Annotated in this window: 17 protein-coding genes; 9 read left to right on the forward strand and 8 right to left on the reverse strand. The window is 67.5% G+C overall.

From position 1 onward, the window contains the following. The first annotated feature begins 23 nt into the window (after positions 1-23). The 3 genes from EGD98_RS20040 to EGD98_RS20050 all read left to right on the forward strand — a co-directional run bounded on the left by EGD98_RS20040 (position 24) and on the right by EGD98_RS20050 (position 2,396). Positions 24-395 carry a DUF3209 family protein gene (locus EGD98_RS20040; protein WP_220590131.1) on the forward strand — a complete coding sequence of 124 codons (372 nt, stop codon included), beginning with the start codon at positions 24-26 and terminating at the stop codon, positions 393-395. Further along, positions 388-1,674 (forward strand): outer membrane protein assembly factor BamB family protein, encoded by a 1,287-nt coding sequence (locus EGD98_RS20045; protein WP_220590132.1) that lies wholly within the window; start codon positions 388-390, stop codon positions 1,672-1,674. The genes EGD98_RS20040 and EGD98_RS20045 overlap by 8 nt, the downstream gene beginning before the upstream one ends. An 86-nt stretch (positions 1,675-1,760) precedes the next feature. Next, positions 1,761-2,396, forward strand: a complete 636-nt coding sequence (locus tag EGD98_RS20050) for a dienelactone hydrolase family protein (RefSeq protein WP_220590133.1) — start codon at positions 1,761-1,763, stop codon at positions 2,394-2,396. Between the two features lies 1 nt (position 2,397). Here the strand turns inward: EGD98_RS20050 and EGD98_RS20930 are convergent, their stop codons facing one another. Genes EGD98_RS20930 through EGD98_RS20070 form a run of 4 tightly spaced genes read right to left on the reverse strand, consistent with a single transcriptional unit; the run spans position 2,398 to position 5,950 of the window. Next, a complete protein-coding gene (locus EGD98_RS20930; RefSeq protein WP_220590134.1) occupies positions 2,398-2,772 on the reverse strand; it encodes a VanZ family protein in 375 nt (124 codons plus the stop codon). Between the two features lie 45 nt (positions 2,773-2,817). Beyond that, entirely contained in the window at positions 2,818-3,528 is a 711-nt protein-coding gene (locus EGD98_RS20060) for a CbtA family protein (protein ID WP_220590135.1), read from the reverse strand. Next, on the reverse strand, positions 3,528-3,731 hold the full coding sequence (locus tag EGD98_RS20065) for a CbtB domain-containing protein (protein WP_220590136.1): 204 nt from the start codon (positions 3,729-3,731) through the stop codon (positions 3,528-3,530). The genes EGD98_RS20060 and EGD98_RS20065 overlap by 1 nt, the downstream gene beginning before the upstream one ends. 50 nt (positions 3,732-3,781) lie before the next feature. After that, positions 3,782-5,950, reverse strand: a complete 2,169-nt coding sequence (locus EGD98_RS20070; RefSeq protein ID WP_220590137.1) for a VWA domain-containing protein — start codon at positions 5,948-5,950, stop codon at positions 3,782-3,784. A 35-nt stretch (positions 5,951-5,985) separates the two neighbouring features. Between EGD98_RS20070 and cobN the strand changes: the two genes are divergently transcribed. The 5 genes from cobN (at position 5,986) to EGD98_RS20095 (ending at position 12,774) form a co-directional block, all read left to right on the forward strand. After that, on the forward strand, positions 5,986-9,873 hold the full coding sequence (cobN, locus tag EGD98_RS20075; RefSeq protein ID WP_220590138.1) for a cobaltochelatase subunit CobN: 3,888 nt from the start codon (positions 5,986-5,988) through the stop codon (positions 9,871-9,873). Further along, positions 9,863-10,606, forward strand: coding sequence for a precorrin-8X methylmutase (locus EGD98_RS20080; RefSeq protein ID WP_220590139.1), 744 nt, complete (start codon positions 9,863-9,865; stop codon positions 10,604-10,606). The genes cobN and EGD98_RS20080 overlap by 11 nt, the downstream gene beginning before the upstream one ends. Then, positions 10,606-11,382 (forward strand): cobalt-precorrin-7 (C(5))-methyltransferase, encoded by a 777-nt coding sequence (locus EGD98_RS20085; RefSeq protein ID WP_220590140.1) that lies wholly within the window; start codon positions 10,606-10,608, stop codon positions 11,380-11,382. Before EGD98_RS20080 ends, EGD98_RS20085 begins: the two co-directional genes overlap by 1 nt. 188 nt (positions 11,383-11,570) lie before the next feature. Beyond that, on the forward strand, positions 11,571-12,356 hold the full coding sequence (locus EGD98_RS20090; RefSeq protein WP_220590141.1) for a CbiX/SirB N-terminal domain-containing protein: 786 nt from the start codon (positions 11,571-11,573) through the stop codon (positions 12,354-12,356). A 37-nt stretch (positions 12,357-12,393) separates the two neighbouring features. Then, the gene (locus tag EGD98_RS20095; RefSeq protein ID WP_220590142.1) at positions 12,394-12,774 is read left to right on the forward strand and encodes a gamma-glutamylcyclotransferase family protein; all 381 of its coding nucleotides are present in this window, start codon (positions 12,394-12,396) and stop codon (positions 12,772-12,774) included. Positions 12,775-12,843: 69 nt separating this feature from the next. On the opposite strand, the gene EGD98_RS20100 is transcribed toward EGD98_RS20095, so the two are convergent. From EGD98_RS20100 to EGD98_RS20110, 3 genes are all read right to left on the reverse strand, one after another. After that, on the reverse strand, positions 12,844-13,071 hold the full coding sequence (locus tag EGD98_RS20100; protein ID WP_220590143.1) for a hypothetical protein: 228 nt from the start codon (positions 13,069-13,071) through the stop codon (positions 12,844-12,846). Positions 13,072-13,271: 200 nt separating this feature from the next. Next, positions 13,272-13,673 carry a hypothetical protein gene (locus EGD98_RS20105; RefSeq protein WP_220590144.1) on the reverse strand — a complete coding sequence of 134 codons (402 nt, stop codon included), beginning with the start codon at positions 13,671-13,673 and terminating at the stop codon, positions 13,272-13,274. Between the two features lie 115 nt (positions 13,674-13,788). Next, positions 13,789-15,117 (reverse strand): cytochrome P450, encoded by a 1,329-nt coding sequence (locus tag EGD98_RS20110; protein WP_220590145.1) that lies wholly within the window; start codon positions 15,115-15,117, stop codon positions 13,789-13,791. A 231-nt stretch (positions 15,118-15,348) separates the two neighbouring features. Between EGD98_RS20110 and EGD98_RS20115 the strand changes: the two genes are divergently transcribed. Next, on the forward strand, positions 15,349-15,801 hold the full coding sequence (locus EGD98_RS20115) for a hypothetical protein (RefSeq protein WP_220590146.1): 453 nt from the start codon (positions 15,349-15,351) through the stop codon (positions 15,799-15,801). 12 nt (positions 15,802-15,813) lie between these two features. Here EGD98_RS20115 and EGD98_RS20120 read toward each other — a convergent pair whose 3' ends face one another. Continuing rightward, entirely contained in the window at positions 15,814-16,242 is a 429-nt protein-coding gene (locus EGD98_RS20120; RefSeq protein ID WP_220590147.1) for a universal stress protein, read from the reverse strand. Positions 16,243-16,272: the final 30 nt, after the last annotated feature.

A 16,272-nucleotide genomic window follows, 5' to 3' on the forward strand; every position in this document is an offset into this window, starting at 1 on the left:
GATTCAACAACGACACGATACCAATGAGCTGCTACGAAATCGAGGCCCTTCGACTGGGTCTCATGAACGTTCTCGGTACCGAAGACGACCACGCGCGCCAGCACGCGAAAGCAGAGCTGGAGGGCCACATGACCGGCCCGATCGAGGCACTCGCGAACGCGGAGACCCTCTCGGCCATCGAGCGCCACCTCGACGCCGCGCTCGTCGACCTGGAGGAGGAGATCGCCCGCACGGACAGCGACAGCCCGGAGTACGACTATATGCGTGGCCGGCTGGTGGCGGTGCGGGACGCCGAACGCGCCGTGAGCCGCATCACCGCCCAGGGCGAGAGCGTCCTCGACGGCCTGGGCGAGGCCCACGACGTGCTCCACGAGGCGTTCCCAGTCGATGAGTGAGCAGGCGTCGGCGGCACCGCTGGGCGAGATTCCGCCGGCTCGCTCCAGGCAGCAGGGCCGCCGGTCGGCCGTGACGCTCTCCGACGGGCTGGCCGTCGTCGGGACCGCTACTGGTGACCGACTCGGTTTCGAGACGACCAGTTCGGGACCGCCGGTCCGGCGGTGGTCTCACGAGTCCGACGGGACGCCGAGTGTCGTCGCCGCGACGCCGTTCGACGGGAGCGTCCACTCCGGCGGCGGTCGACGCTCCGCGTCTCGGGCCGCCGGAGGCGTGGTCGTCGGGGAGCGCAGTGCCCGCGGGGCGGTATGCTGTCACGACCACGACGGCTCCGTGCGGTGGCAGTACGAGACGAGCCGCGAGGTCGGCGACCCCCAGTCGGACACTCGCTTTCTCAGGCCGTTCGTCGCCAGTCTCGCTACCGACGGCGACCGTCTGTACGCGGCGGCCAGACGGTACGAGCGCCGGCCCGACCAGGCGACCGAGCGCCACTTCGAGAGCGTCGTCTACGCGTTTGCGGCCGACGGAACGGTCGACTGGACCTACCACACCGATGCCTCGCCGATTTCGCTGTCGGTCCGAGAGGACCGCCTCGCCGTCGCGTACAACCGGTGTCCCGGTGACCACCAGCACGGGCTCGTCGTTCTCGACACCGCGGACGGGACGCCGCGGTGGATGTGGGACCCGGGCACTGCGGGTCAGCGCCGTGTCGGCGACGTCGCCCTCCTCGAGGACGGCGCGATACTCACGAGCCACGGCGACTACTGTGGCTACCGGCTCGGAGCGGACGGCGCGCAGCGGTGGCGCGTCCCCCTGGCGACGCCCCGAGCCGTCGATGGGGAACGGGTCTACGCCTACCCGAATCACGTCCACGCCACCCAGTCGGGCGCGGTGTTCGTCACCGGCAACACCTACCCCGAGGACGGTCGCGAGACGGCGGTTCGACACCCCCTCGAACACACCGCCGTCGGCATCTCGCTCGACGGCGACCGGCGATGGTCGGCCGACGTGGGCGGCTTCGCCAGCGGCCTGGGCGCCGACGGTGACCTGCTGGCGGTGCCGGGCGCCCAGCACTTCCGCGACCGGGACGCCGATACCCACGGACTCCGGCTGTTCGACGTCGAGTCGGGTCAGGTCCAGTCGGTCGAGACTGATGGTATCATCACCGCGGCAGCGGTCGACGACCGTTCTGTCGTCACCGTCGAGGAGCCGGTCGTCTACCACGACGAGGGTCGCGAGCGGGGCGCCTACAGACTCCACCGCTTTCCACGCTCGGGCTGAGTGACGCCGGCGGGACACCCCTCTCGTTGAGGGTGCGGAGCCCACCGTTGGACACAGTAATGTATCAGTGGACAGAATATTACCGCATGGTCCAGCACACCGATGGCGTGGCCCGTATCCCCGTCGACGGCGTAGAACTCGAGGCCACGTTCGATGTGCCCCAGGGCGCATCGGGGGTGGTGGTCTTCGCCCACGGGAGCGGCTCCAGTCGCAAGAGCCCGCGTAACAACTACGTTGCCGAGGTCATCCGCGAGCGCGGCCTGGGAACGCTCCTGTTCGACCTCCTCACGGAAGCCGAAGACCAGCAGCGACAGAACCGCTTCGACATCTCACTGCTGACCGACCGGCTCGTCTGGGTTACCGAGTGGGTGTGGAAACAGGACCCCGAGCTGTCGGTCGGCTACTTCGGGTCGAGCACGGGCGCCGCCACGGCGCTGCGCGGGGCGGCGCGGTACGGCGAGGACGTCGACGGCGTGGTCTCTCGGGGCGGACGTGTGGACATGGCCGCGGACTCGTTGAGCGATGTCACGGCTCCCACGCTGTTTGTCGTCGGCGGCGCCGATAGCGAGGTGCTCGCTCTCAACAGGGAGGCGTACGAACGGCTCACCTGTGACCGCTCGCTGCACGTCGTGGCGGGTGCCGGGCACCTCTTCGAGGCCGAAGACGAGCTCCGGGAGGTCGCCACGGTGGCCGCGGACTGGTTCGAATCGAAGCTGCGGTGACCTACTCGGTGCTCCGATACCACCAGCCGACACCGAGCATCGACCCGAGGACGCCGGCTACCAGGTCGGCTCGTTCCGGGACACGCCCGGGCACGTACTGCTGGAGATACCCGACGGCAAGGCCAAGTAGAACCGAGCCACAGAGGGCTCCGCCACCGGAGATGGGATTTGCCGTCCCGTCGGCGGCGAACGCGTCAGCCAGTGTTACCGCGAAGGCGACGTGACCGACGAAGTGGAGCCACTTGTCCGGGCCGTACGTGTCGAAGGCTTCGTGGCGGTCGAACGGTGAGGGGACCAGCGACCCGACCAGCAGGACGACCCCGACGGTCAGGACCCGTCGCCAGCGCGCGTCGGCTGTAGCTTCCTGAGATGGCACTGGCGAAGGTTGGGACGGACGACAGATTAAGAGCCGTGACAGTTCTCAGTCGGCTGTCGTCGGGAACTCGGTCTCGTCGGCGACCAGTGCCGGCTCGCCCAGCCAGCTGTGGACGGCGGCGATAATGGCCCACAGTCCGGCCTGACCGAAGACGACCGTCCACCGGTAGGCGGCCGCGAGCGTCACCGGGACGGGACCACTGACGGCGTTTGCTGGGGCCAGCGCGACCGGGACAGAAAGCACCACGAGCGGGAGCCCAGTCGCCAGTGCTCTGATGGCCGGGTGCCGATGTGCTGTCTGTCGGTACGCCACCACGCACGCGGCCGCGACGAGCGCCCCGACGGCCATCATCCCGGCGTAGAGGGCCATGCGCGTGTCGGTCGCGAGCGCCTGCTCGACACCCGGCGGCTGAGGCGGCAGGACGAGCCACGGCGCGCCCGAGACGGTGAGAAAGCCCGCGGCCGCGAGTGTCAGCCGCTGCGTGACAGCACGCCCCGGCAGCACCGGTTCGAGGAAGTAGTAGCCGACACCGAAGACGGCGATACCGAAGAGGAGACCCCAGAGGACGCCGCCGCCGACGCTGACGGCTGCCGTCGTGAGCCCGTCCACGACCGGGCCGCCGCTGTGGCTGTGCCCGGATTCGAACGTCTCCAGCCCGGCCGTGAAGCTGTTCCCGACAGTCGCCTGGAACAGGCCGTATCCGAGCCCGCCGACGAGCCCTGCGAGCGCTCCGCGTTCGAGGTAGTCGGTCGCCATCAGTGGCAGGTGATACCGGCACCGTGGCGGAAGTTGTGCATGGCGTCGTGGACCATCGGGTCCTGGACGAACAGCAGCGTGAATCCGAGGGCTGCGATCAGTGCGACTCCGATAGCGACCTGGGCCGGCGTGAGCGTCGTTTTCGCGCGTTCGTACCGTTCCTGGACGCTGTCGTCGTTGTCCAGCTCTGAACTGTCCTGCATTGAAATTCTACTTGTATATATAACAACTGAGCTTGTAAAACTTCCGACCCTCACCTGGCCGCGGCGTCGATGCGCTCGGCGGTCAGGGCCGACAGTGGGACCACGTTGGCGTCGGTCGCGTCCGCGAGGGTGTCGGTCAGGGCCGCCCGCCCCTCGGTGCCGGCGTCGACGACGATGGTCCGGTCGGCGACCGCGCCCAGCCGACCGGCTGCGTCGCGAGTCGCCTGGACCGGGCTCCCGTCGGCCGTGTTGGCCCGGCCGTCCGTGACGATAACGGCGACCGCGGCATCTGGCTCCGCCGCGGTCAGTACCTTGGTCGCGGTGGCGAGTCCCGCCGGCAACGGCGTGCGGTCGCCGGTGGGCAGGTCCTTGAGGTGTCTGGCCGCGAGTGAGACGCTGTCGGTCGGCGGGAGCACCACGTCGGCGTCCTCGCCCGCGAAGGTGACGACGCTGACCGCATCGCGGGCCTGATAGGCGTCTTTCAGTAGTTCGAGCACGCAGCCTTTCGCGGCTCGCATCGCCGGGCGCATCGACGCGCTGGCGTCGACGGCGAAGACGACAAGCGTCTCCGCGTCGCCGGCCCGCACCGACTGGCGGAGGTCCCGCGACTCGACGCCGTCGCCGCCCCGCCGGGCGGCGGCTCTGACCGACGCGGCCGCGTCGACCGAGCTGTCGGAATTTGCGCGCTCAGTCCTGACGGTCGCGCCGCGGTCGGTGTCGGTCGCGTTCGCTCGACCGCTCGCTCCGGCCCCGTCGGTATCGACAGCCGGCGCGTCGACCTCGGGAGTCGTGCTGTCGCCGATGTCGGCCCGCGACTGACCGGGCAACAGCGGTGTCGCCGGACCGGCAGTTTCCTCGTCGGCCTCGTCTGATTGGCTACTGTCTCGGTCGTCTGTGTCGGCGGGCTCGTCGTCTCCCCCGTCGCTGGCGTCCGCTTCGGACGGTGTCCCGTCGCTGCCGGCGTCGTCGCCGTCCGCTGGCTGTTCTCCGGATTCGCCCTCGTCACTGTCGCTCCCGTCCGAATCGTCTCCGTCGCCGTCGGTATCGGGCTGGTCTGGGGACCCGTCGCCATCCCCCGCTGTTCTCTCTCCGTCTTTCTCCTCGCCGTCTCCGTCGGTAGCGTCCCCGTCACCACTGTCAGATTGGTCTCCAGCCTCGTCTTCAGCGTCCTCGTCGCTGCCGTCGTCACCGCTCTCGTCGTCGAACTGGTCGTCGAGTACGTCATCGACGGTCGGTGCGTCCTCGAACGGGGTCGATTTGAGCCGGTGGGGGAGCGCGAAGCGCGCAGCGCGTTCGACGTCCGGTTCGAGGACGGTGGTTCGGTCGTCGAGCGCCGCGAAGGTCCGGGCGGCGCGGGCGGTCGCGATGTCCCCCCGGTGCCCGTCGACTCCCGCCTCCAGACAGAGGTCGGCTATCTGTTCGCGGAACTCCACGGGCAAGTCTACGTCCGGAAGTCGCTCGCGGGCGGTCTGGAGCCGCAGGGCTGCCGAGCGGGTTCCGTCGGCGGCCCCACCGCCGTCGGTCACAGCGCTGTCGCCCAGCGCCCGGTCGATGATGGCCACGCGGTCCTCGATATCGTCGCATGCGGTGACCTCGGTCTGGAGCGCGAACCGGTCTCGCAGCTGCGGGCGGAGGTCCCCCTCCTCGGGGTTCATCGTCCCGACGAGCGTGAAATCTGCGGGATGCGAGACCGTGACGCCGTCGCGCTCGACCCGGTTGACGCCGCTTGCGGCGACGTCGAGGACGACGTCGACGAGGTGGTCCTCCAGCAGGTTCACTTCGTCGACGTACAGGAGGCCGCGGTTGGCCCGCGCGAGCAGCCCCGGGTCGAATTCCGCCTCACCGGCGAGTGCGTCCTCGACGGAGAGGGTCCCGACCACCCGGTCACGGGTCGCTCCGAGTGGGAGCGTCACCAGTGGAGTGGGCCGGCGCTCGACGGGCGGGTCCGTTCGCTCGCGACAGTCCGAACACTGCCGTTCGGGCTCGTCGGGCGGACAGCTGTACGGGCAGTCCGCGACGGCTCGCTGCTCGGGTAACAGCTCGGCCAGCGCACGCACCGTCGTGGACTTGGCAGTCCCCTTCTCGCCGCGGATGAGCAGCCCGTCTAGCCCTTCGTCGGCCGCGACGGCGAGCAGTCCGTCTTTCAGGTCCCGCTGGCCGACCACGGCATCGAAGGAAGGCGCCCCCGAAGCCTTTTTGTCCGCAGCGAAATCAACCATACTTGTACTAGTCACAACGGAGTTTTAATAACGTTATGCCACAGCTCGGACTCTACACCGCGACGGAGAACGAACTCGGGGCCGTCCAGCGGGCCGCGGGCCAAGTCGAGACCGACCTCGTCGTCCGCTCGGAGAGCGACCTGGACGACGAACCCGCCGTCGATTCGTTCATCGAGGAACTGACAGACGCGACCGCCGTAATCCTCTGGCTCCACGGGGCCGAGGACAGTATGCCAGGCTACGAGCGGGCGGTCGAGCGGCTACGGGAAGCGGGGGTTCCGCTCGTCGTGAAGGCCACTGGCGACGCCTTCGCCTACGACGATACGTCGGTGCCGGACAGCCACCGGGAGACCGTCTACGACTATCTGGAGAAGGGTGGCGCGAGCAACGTCGCGAACTGCCTGCGCTACCTCGTCAACGAGTACGGGGAGGCCGACCCCGCCTACGACGACCCCGTTTCGCTCCCGACCGAGGGCGTCTACCATCCCGATTACCCGGGTGCGAGCTACGACGAGCTGCTTTCGACGTTCGACGCCGGGAAACCGACGGTCGCGGTCTGGTTCTACGAGTCCCACTGGACACACGAGAACACGCGCTACGTGGACGCGCAGGTCCGAGCTATCGAGGCCCAGGGCGCGAACGCACTGCCCATCTTCTGTGAACCAGCCACCGACGCCGAGGGGCAGTGGAACGCCGAACGGGTGACCGAGGAGTGGCTCGTCGACGCCGACGGAAATCCGACCGTGGACGCCGTCTGCTCGTCGTTCATGTTCTCGCTGTCGATGGACGAGCGCGGCCGCGACGCAAAGGACGAGGGGGAGTCCGCCGAGGAGGTCTTCCTCGATAAACTGGGCGTGCCCGTCGTCCAGACCGTGACGACGATGCGCTCGCGCTCGCGCTACGACAGCAGCGACACCGGCGTGATGGGGTTCGAACTCGCCCTCTCCGTCGCCCTGCCGGAGTTCGACGGCAACGTTATCACCCATCCGATTTCGGGCAAGGAACGCACCGAGGACGCGGCCGACATCGGCAGCGCCCCCAAGCAACACTTCCCCATCGAGGACCGCATCGACCACGTGGCCAGACTGGCCGTCAACTGGGCCGAACTGCGCCACACGCCCAACGACGAGAAGCAGGTGGCCGTCGTGTTGCACAACTACCCGCCCAGCGACGACGGCATCGGGACGGCGTTCGGGCTGGACTCGCCGGAGAGCACGGTCAACCTGCTCGAAGAACTGGATGCTCGTGGCTACAGTACGGGGCCCACGATGCCCGAGAGCGGTCAGTCCCTCGTCGAGCGCCTGACCGCCCAGCTCACACTGGAGGACCGCTGGGTCGCCCCCGATGACGTCCGGGAACTGAGCGTCGATACGGTCTCACCCGACCAGTACCGCGAGTGGTTCGACGCGCTAGACGACGGGTTCTGCGAGAACGTCCTCGAGGAGTGGGGTGAGCCACCGGAGCGTCCCTTCGCCATCCCGGGCGTCGAGTTCGGCAAGGTCCTCGTCACCGTCCAGCCCCCACGTGGCTTCGGTATGGACCCCTCGAAAGTGTACCACGATTCGGACCTGCAGCCGCCACACGACTACGTCGCCTTCTACCGCTGGCTCCGCAACAGCTACGAGGCCGACGCGGTGGTCCACCTGGGCACGCACGGCAGCCTGGAGTGGCTGCCCGGCAAGACCGTCGGGCTGGACGGCGAGAGCGCGCCCGACCAGCTCGTCGACGACATCCCGAACGTCTACCCCTACATCGTCAACAACCCCGGCGAGGGAACCCAGGCCAAGCGACGGTCTTACGCCGCCATCGTCGACTACCTCACGCCAGTGATGGCCAACGCCGGGACCTACGACGACCTCGCGGACCTTGAGGAACTGGCTGACCGGTATCGGGAGGCCGGGATGGAGGACGCCCGGACTGACGACGGCGAGCATCTCGAACAGCGAATCCGCGAAGTCGTCGACGAGATGGACCTGGCCGTCGAGCTGGGCATCGCCGGCGAGATAGACGAGAAAGCCGACGTTCGTGGGCCTGACGAGGCTGGAAGCTCTCTCGCCGAGGGTTCCGTTGACGGAGACGAGGTCGCTGTCGACGAGCTGGTCGAGCGGGTCCACGCGTATCTGACGGATGTGAAGACCACCCAGATTCGCAAAGGCCTCCACACGATGGGCGAGCCGCCGGCCGACGACCGGCTCGTGGACTACCTCGTCGCGCTTACCCGCCTGGAGAATCCCGGTGCGCCCTCGCTCCGGGAGAGCGTCGCGGGCGTGCTCGGCGTCGACTACGACAAACTTCGCAACGCCCCGGGCGAGTACGACGAGGCGCTGGGGATGACCTACGCCGAGGCTGCCGACCACGTCCACGAGACGAGCCTCGAACTGGTCGAGACGCTGGCAGCCAACGAGTTCGACGTGCCCGAGAGCGAACTCGAAGACAGCAGCTCGGAGGTGAACATGAACCTGCTCGTGGTGGATATCGACCCGCTCGGGGACGCGCGGGCAGTCTCGGGCGCGCACGACCAGTTGCGCGAGGCGCTGGCGTACATCTGTGAGGAAGCAGCGCCGCGGGTCGCCGGTGCGGCCGACGAGATTCCCCGTACTGCAGAGGCGCTCAACGGCGAGTACGTCCCGCCGGGGGGCTCCGGCGCGCCCACCAGAGGCGGCGTGGACCTCCTCCCGACGGCGCGGAACTTCTACACGCTGGACCCGCGGAAGGTCCCAGCCAAGACCGCGTGGGACGTTGGTAGCGAGGTGGCCGACGGTGTGCTGGAGCGGCATATGGAAGATGATGGGAGCTATCCCGAGGAAATCGGCGTCGTCGTGTGGGGAACCCCGACCGTCCGGACCCGGGGAGAAACCATCGCACAGGTACTCGCGCTGATGGGCGTGGAACCGGTCTGGAGCGACGCCGGCCGCGTCGAGGACGTCGAGCCGATTCCCCTAGAGGAACTCGACCGCCCCCGAATCGACGTCACGACCCGAGTCTCGGGTCTGTTCCGTGACGCCTTCCCGGCGGCGGCCAGCGTCGTCCACGACGCTGTCGACGCCGTCGTCGAGCTGGACGAACCCCACGAGATGAACTACGTCAAAAAGCACGTCGAGCGGGAGGTCGAAGACCTCCAGGAAGACGGCATGGACGAGAGCGACGCCGAGAGCGCGGCGAAAGCCCGCGTCTTCACCACCCGGCCCGGCGGCTACGGCGCGGGCACCAACAAGGCCGTCGACGAGGGCAACTGGGAGGACCGCTCGGACCTCGCGGACGTGTACGTCCAGTGGGGCGGCTACGCGATGGGCTCCCGTGGGCGGGTCAGCGAGGCCCACGACGCCTTCGAGCGGCGCCTCGGGAGTGTCGAAGCCACCGTCAAGATAGAGGACACCGCCGAGCAAGACGAGTTCGACAGCTCGGACTGGTACGCGTTCCACGGCGGGTTCATCAGTGCCGTCTCGGAGATCGCAGGCGAGGAACCGGCCTCATACGTCGGCGATTCCTCGGACCCCGACAACGTGGACGTCTACACCAACGAGGAGAAGGTCCGCAAGGCGATGCGGGCCCGCGTGCTGAATCCCAGCTGGCTCGACTCGATGGAGGAACACGACTACAAGGGCGCCGGCGACCTCTCGACGACGGTCGACGTGGTGCTGGGCTGGGACGCGACCACCGGCGTCGTCAGTGATACGCTCTGGGCAGACGTGGCCGAGAAGTACGCGCTGGACGAGGACCGCCAGGAGTGGCTCAAAGACGTGAACCCGTGGGCCCTGGAGAGCATCACCGAGACACTGCTGGAGGCCATCGACCGCGGGCTCTGGGACGCGAGCGACGAGATGACAGACCGGCTCCGCGATGTCAATCTCGACGTGGACGGCGACCTGGAGGCGCGTGCCGGTGCCGCCGACGCCGAGGGGGTGACCAGCGATGACGATTGACGGGGACAGTGAGTCGGCCGAGGAGACGGAGTTCGAGGAGTACGCCGACCTCGGCGCGACGACCGGTGACGCGATGGACATCGCCGAGACCAGCATGGACCGCGTGCGCGAGCTCGTCCCCGACGAGACGCTCGGTGACCGCATCCGACAGAAAGCCGTCCACGCGACCGGCGACCCGGAGTTCCAGCATCTGGTCCGCTTCTCCGGGGCCGAGGAATCGGCGGTCGTCCGGGAAGGCGCCCGCGCCGTGCTCGAGGAGCGACCAATCGTCACGGATATCACGATGGTCAAATCGGGTGTCACGGGACGGGGCCACAGCTGTGACTTGCGAAAGGCCATCGGGAACGGGGCCGAACTGGCCGCCGAGACGGGGATGACGCGGACCGCGGCCTCTGTCCTGGAACTCGACAAACAGGGCGTTTACGACGAAGCCATCGCAGTCGTCGGCAACGCGCCGACCGCCGCGCTTGCGCTGGCCGACTGCATTGAGGACGGTACTCGGCCGGCCGCTATCGTCGCCACACCCGTCGGCTTCGTGAAAGCGGCCACGAGCCGCGAACGTGTCCGCGAGGTCGCCGAGGAGTACGGCGTCCCAGCCATCACGACGGTCGGTCGCCGCGGCGGCAGCGGGCTCGCGGCGGGCCTGACGAACGAACTCGTCCACGTCGCGAGCGACGCCCGCGAGGGGACTGTCGACGTCGAGACGGACGCGACACCGGCGGGTGCGGACTGATGGGCGAGGAGTACGACCTCGAGGCGGGCCCAGACCCGGCGACACTCGCTGCGTCGGCACCGGAGCGGCCGGCCCAGAGGGGGACCGACCCCGTCTACGCCGTCGGCATCGGGCCCGGAAACTCCGAGTATCTGACCGGACGCGCGAGGCGCGCCCTGGGGGAGGCCGACGTCGTCGTGGGCTTCGAGACCGTCGTCGAGTTCGTCAGCGAGGCGACCGACGCCGACCTGCTCACCTGTGGCTATCGGGACGAGGCCGAGGCACTCTCTGCCTTCGCCGACCGGGTCGCGGCTGGAGAGACCGGCGTGGCGGTGTTGATGGGCGACCCGAACCATTCGGGCTATCAGTTCGTCGGGAAGGTCCAGCGAGCGGTCGACGCGCCCGTCCGGGTCGTTCCTGGCATCTCCTCGCTGCAGGTGGCCGCCAGCCACGCGCGCACCCCGATGGAGGACACGGAGTTCGTGACGCTGCACAAGAGTGGTCCCATCGAGTCCGATCTCGCCCGGCTCAGAGACCACGTCGGCCAGCGGCATCTCCTCGTCCTCCCCCGGCCGTTCGACTGGATGCCCGGAGATATCGCCGCCGACCTGCTGGAGGCCGGTGCCGACCCGTCGCTGTCGGCGCTCGTCCTCGAACGGCTGACTCACGACGACGAGGCCGTCACGCGGACCACGCTGGGAGAGCTTGCTTCGTCGGCCGGCGGCGACAGCCGTGAGGAGACGCCCTACTCCGACCTCTCGGTACTCGCGGTGCGGGCTGAAGACGACGCAGACTGAGCGCAGTTCCGGCGTTCGATGGCTCATGGGGAGTTTCTGCCGGCTTCGTCGCCCGTCTCCGTCCGGTTCCAGGGCCCACAGTGCTCGGCGAGAGCCCCCTCACCACAACCTATTTTATGGACCCCGTCATCGTCTAGCCCAAGAGAGATTGGGGTAGAACAAATGAGATTGTACAAAACCCGGGCGACATGACGAGCGAAACGATACTCCTCATCGGTCGTGACACTGACGGACTGGCGGCGTTGCTGGAGACCCACGCCAGCCGACTGCGAGAGCGCACAGACGTCGAGTCCGTCACGGTCGCGACGTACGAGGACGAGCCCGTTCGCGAACTTACGCCGCAACTGGATTCGGTCACAGCTGAGACGGTGTACGCAGTGCCGATGGTCGCCGCCCACACGCGGGACACGACGACCGAGATTCCGGCCGCACTTTCGGCGGTTTCGGGGACAGTCCACTACTGTGAACCGCTCGGGCAGAGTCCGGCGATAACTGACGTGCTCGCACAGCGGGCCGCGACGGAAGTCACGCCCGGCGAGGACGCGTCGCTCGTCCTGGTCAGTTTCGGCAGTAGCTCGAAACCCTACCAGCGCCAGACGACTGACTACCACGCGAGCCGGCTGGAGGCCCAATCGGCGTACGACTCGGTGTTGACCTGCTACCTGCTCCAGAACCCGGCCGTCGAGTGTGTCCGCTACAACGTCCCGACCAGCGACGCGGTCGCCGTCCCGCTGTTCCTGGGTCGAAGCGAGGTGACCGAACGCCGGATTCCGGCGGCCCTGGAACTCGACCGCGGCGGCATCGCCTACGCGGACCCACTGCTGGACCACTCAGGCGTCACCGACGCTATCGCCGCCGAGATAGAGAAACAGCGCACGCTCGCCGGTTCAGCGGAGCCGGTATCGTCGTTCGAGGCGACGCTCACGGAGACCCAGCGACCGGTTGCGACAGACGGCGACGGCCGGTTCCGATAGACAGACCATTTATCTTGACGCCGCCGCGAGCGCTGCTATGGACGTGTTCGTCTACGGAACACTCACCGAACCGTCGACCGCCGAGCGTTTGCTGGACCGCTACGAGTTCGACGGGCGGGCAGTACTCCGTGGACTCTACCGCGTAGATGGGTCGTATCCGACCCTCGCGCCTGGCGGGCGCTGTGAGGGGCGTCTCCTCTCGACGTCCGAGGTAGCGACGCTCGACCGGTACGAGGGCGTCGACAGTGGACTCTACGTCCGTCGGTCTCTCCCCGCCGACGACGGCTCCACTGTGGAGTGTTACATCGGCGACCCAGCACAACTCGGCGTCGCCGTTACGTGGCCCGGAACAGGGCCCTTCGCCGACCGCGTCGATCGATATCTCGACACCAGTGACGTCGGTGTCACTATTCGGTAATCCCGCAATTTTCGCTCACCGCAGACAGTTACTATCTCATTCGGTACAGTCGTCTGTAACAGACGACTGTTACAACGAGTGACCGTCGCCACAGTTCGGGCAGTACAATATCCCGTCCTTGATGAGCAACAGCGACTTCTCGCATTTGCTGCAGCGGCTGGAGAGTGATACGCCGTCGATCTCGTCGGTTACGGCGGCCAGCGTCGTCTCCATACAGTCGAGGCGCTGCTCCGCTCTGAGGACGCGCTTCGCGAGTTCTTGTTCCGACAGCGACTCGGCCATTGTCTGTCCATCCATGGAGACGTGTACACTCTTCCAACAGATAGACCCAGTACCTTATCTTTGCACATGGTAACTATACGGAGCGCTCACGTGGGAATATGATGACACCGATGGATAAACAGTCGGTAAAATGACAGTGACAACGGTCTGGATGCTCGGAGTGGCGGGTCTGGTCAGGCGGGTACTCCTGACCTCGGCCGTCCGTACTGGGCGGGTTAGTCGAGTTTCCGTTCTGCCTCGTCCACCGTCGTCGCTGTTTTACCCTCGTATCCTGCCTGCCGGGACCGCCGCTGGAACGCGTTCTCGGTGACTGCGCTGGTCTCCTCAGCGACGACCCGGACCACATCGGCGACACCCATCTCCTTCAGCCTGACCTGGGCTTCTTGAATGGGCTTTGCGGCCTCGGGCGAGGGCGGCGTGAACTCGGAGATATCGTTGATGATGCGAAAGCCGTCCTCGAGGCTCTCGGCAGCGTCGATGGTCTCGTCGGCGGCGGTCTGCATCTCATCTGCTGTCAGTGTGCCGCTGAACTCCAGATACAGCGTGTTGGCGTTCGTATCCGGACGGATTTCGTAGCTCGCGTCGGCGTTTTGGCCCGACTTGGAGATTGTCGACATTGAACTATGAATATTCATGGGGCGAGACCTTATAATGGTCATACCTACACGGGGCAGTGGCCAGATTGTAACGGCCGGGTAGACCGGTGCTATCACCGCAGACGAGTTGTGACCGTCACTCCCGATGGGGAGCGTCGACGGCCAGCTCCTCGTCGACTGACAGCGTGGGGCCGGCCGAAACCGACAGCGACCCCACGAGGTCGAGCCGGCGGGACTGACAGACGACGGCGACGACGAGTCTGAGCACCTGGTCGGCCAGTCGCGCGCCGAGACAGTAGCGCTGCCCGCCCCCGTAGGGGACGTAAGCGTATTCGGGGCCCGTTCGGTCGGCGCGGCCGCCTTCGCTATCGAGCCACCGCCCGGGGCGAAACGCCGACGGGTCGTCCCAGAATCGTTCGTCTCGGTGGAGGACCCACGGCGGCAGGACGACGATGGTCCCCGGGTCGACACGGTACCCGCCCAGTGTGACGGCAGTCCTCGGCTCACGGAAGAGCAGGTACTGGGGCGGATACAGCCGCAGGCTCTCGCGGACGATACCATCGAGGGTGGGCAACTCCTGGAGGTCCGCCGGCGTCGGCGTTCGCCCGTCCAGCTGGGTGTCCAGTTCCCGGTGGAGACGCGCCTGGACGTCGGGGTGCTCGGCCAGGAGGCCGAGCGTACACGCGAGGGCTGTCGCCGTCGAATCGAACCCCGCAAAGAGGAAGGCAATGAGTTCGTCACGGACCGTCTCCGGCGGGAGGTCGGCCGCGAGCATCGTCGCGAGGAGGTCCGTCCCGGGCTGGTCGGCAGCTGCCCGCCGGGCGACGGTCTCGTCGAGCCGGTCGTGAAGCGTCGCGACGGCCCGCCGGAACCGTCGGTTCGTCGGTGTCGGGACCCACTCCGGCAGGTACGTCGAGACGGACTGCATATCCATCCGCGAGAGGATATCGTCGGCAGCCTCGTGGATCGGCGTGTCCTGGCCCCGGAGGTCCAGGCCGAACAGCGCTCTGGCGAGGAGTGCGAGTGAGAGGTCTCTCGCGTGCTCCGCCAGCGCCACGGGTCGGTCAGTCGGCCAGGAGTCGACCATCTCGGTCGCGTACTCGGTGGTGTGTGACCCCATCGCCGCGACGTGCTCGCTCGTGAATCCGGTCTGTAGCAGTTGCCGGCGCTCACGCCAGGCATCCCCTTCTAAGAGAACGAGGCTGCCGCCCTGCAGCGTGCCCAGCCGCTCACGGACGATTTCCGCTTTACGGTAGTCGGCGGCGTCGGTGGCGAGCACCCGCTGGACGGCGCTGGGGTCGGTGACCAGACAGACGCTGCGACCGGCGATACGGAGCCGGACTATCGGTTCCTCGGCCTGTCCCCACCCATCCAGCGAACCCAGTGGGTCACGGAGGAAGTCGATGCTGTGGCCGACGACCGGGCGGGCGCCGGGGGCCAGGGGCGGCCGCGAAGCGCTGGTCACGTCCGGTTCCCCGGACGCTGGTCACCTGACAGTTCCGGTCGCCGTTCTGACTGGCGACCGGGGGGTCCAGTCCCCGACTGCCAAGACCGTTGGCCCCGCTGGGAAAAAAGTTTCATCTGACCAACTCTTATGCTGTTGCAAGATGCACTCCCCACGTCTGTGTCATGTGAGAGCCGCGAATCTGCCGGTAGAAATCGGGCGAGACCCGTTGAGAGGTATGGTTCTGCGCTGATGGTAAGCCCCGTTCGCGTTGACGCAGCGGTCGATTTGGCCTACGGCGCACTCATACTGCTCGCGATAGTCCTCATCGCCACCGTCGAGTTCGGCATCGGCATCGCGTTCGGCGTCGGTGTGTTCTCGGCGTACGTCCTCCACGTCGTCTGGAAGATGGCCCGCTTCGATCCGGACTGGATGCGGAGCGCCGTCGAGGACGCCGTCGACGACTCCGTCGAGCGGGTGATGGACGAGCAGGTCGGCGAACAGGTCGAGGACTCCATGGAACAGGTGGTGGACGGCACTGTCGAGCAAGTGGTCGACGAACGTGTCGGTCAGCAGGTCGACGAGACCATCGGCGACCAGCTCGATTCCGTCGAGGCGCGGGTCGAGGCGGTCGACGAGCGTCTCGACAGCGTCGGGTCTGATTCGGAGGTGACCGGGCCCGCCGACGAACGCCGGGACCGGTGAGCCCTGCGACGGTCAGCGAACGATAGTTACCGGCACCGAGGCGCGTCGGACCACGGTTCCCGCGACGTTACCGACCAGGAACCGGTGGCTCGCCCGGTTCCAGTCGGCGCCGTGGCTCCCCAGTACCACGGTGTCGTAGTTGTCGGCGCGGTCGAGGATGTTCCGGGCCGGGTGACCCACGCCGACGACTGTGTCGACCTCGCGGTCGTGGTCGGCCGCACGTTTTCTGACGCGTTCGAAGACTGGCTCGGCCCGCTCCCGAGCGGCGTCGTCCAGGTCGTCCTCTAGGGCGAGCCCGGCGGCCTGTCCCATCAGCATCGAGGGGACGCCGACGACGTGCAACACGGTGACCTCCGCGTCTGGAAAGTTCTCGAGCGCGTACGCGAGCGCTTTCCCGGCCGGCTCCGAATCGTCCATCGGGACGAGTATCCGCGAGAGCATATCTGGGGTATGGCTCGTAGATATAAATTT

This window comes from Haloarcula salinisoli (assembly GCF_019599405.1).
Lineage (GTDB): Archaea > Halobacteriota > Halobacteria > Halobacteriales > Haloarculaceae > Haloarcula > Haloarcula salinisoli.

Bases quoted from the DNA above. Each gene is read 5' to 3' on its own strand.
- EGD98_RS20090 (WP_220590141.1), top strand. From the start codon at position 11,571: ATGACGAGCGAAACGATACTCCTCATCGGTCGTGACACTGACGGACTG.
- EGD98_RS20070 (WP_220590137.1), bottom strand. From the start codon at position 5,950: ATGGTTGATTTCGCTGCGGACAAAAAGGCTTCGGGGGCGCCTTCCTTC.
- EGD98_RS20060 (WP_220590135.1), bottom strand. From the start codon at position 3,528: ATGGCGACCGACTACCTCGAACGCGGAGCGCTCGCAGGGCTCGTCGGC.
- EGD98_RS20050 (WP_220590133.1), top strand. From the start codon at position 1,761: ATGGTCCAGCACACCGATGGCGTGGCCCGTATCCCCGTCGACGGCGTA.
- EGD98_RS20040 (WP_220590131.1), top strand. From the start codon at position 24: ATGAGCTGCTACGAAATCGAGGCCCTTCGACTGGGTCTCATGAACGTT.
- EGD98_RS20115 (WP_220590146.1), top strand. From the start codon at position 15,349: ATGGTAAGCCCCGTTCGCGTTGACGCAGCGGTCGATTTGGCCTACGGC.
- EGD98_RS20045 (WP_220590132.1), top strand. From the start codon at position 388: ATGAGTGAGCAGGCGTCGGCGGCACCGCTGGGCGAGATTCCGCCGGCT.
- EGD98_RS20085 (WP_220590140.1), top strand. From the start codon at position 10,606: ATGGGCGAGGAGTACGACCTCGAGGCGGGCCCAGACCCGGCGACACTC.
- EGD98_RS20080 (WP_220590139.1), top strand. From the start codon at position 9,863: ATGACGATTGACGGGGACAGTGAGTCGGCCGAGGAGACGGAGTTCGAG.
- cobN (WP_220590138.1), top strand. From the start codon at position 5,986: ATGCCACAGCTCGGACTCTACACCGCGACGGAGAACGAACTCGGGGCC.
- EGD98_RS20065 (WP_220590136.1), bottom strand. From the start codon at position 3,731: ATGCAGGACAGTTCAGAGCTGGACAACGACGACAGCGTCCAGGAACGG.
- EGD98_RS20095 (WP_220590142.1), top strand. From the start codon at position 12,394: ATGGACGTGTTCGTCTACGGAACACTCACCGAACCGTCGACCGCCGAG.
- EGD98_RS20100 (WP_220590143.1), bottom strand. From the start codon at position 13,071: ATGGATGGACAGACAATGGCCGAGTCGCTGTCGGAACAAGAACTCGCG.
- EGD98_RS20105 (WP_220590144.1), bottom strand. From the start codon at position 13,673: ATGTCGACAATCTCCAAGTCGGGCCAAAACGCCGACGCGAGCTACGAA.
- EGD98_RS20120 (WP_220590147.1), bottom strand. From the start codon at position 16,242: ATGCTCTCGCGGATACTCGTCCCGATGGACGATTCGGAGCCGGCCGGG.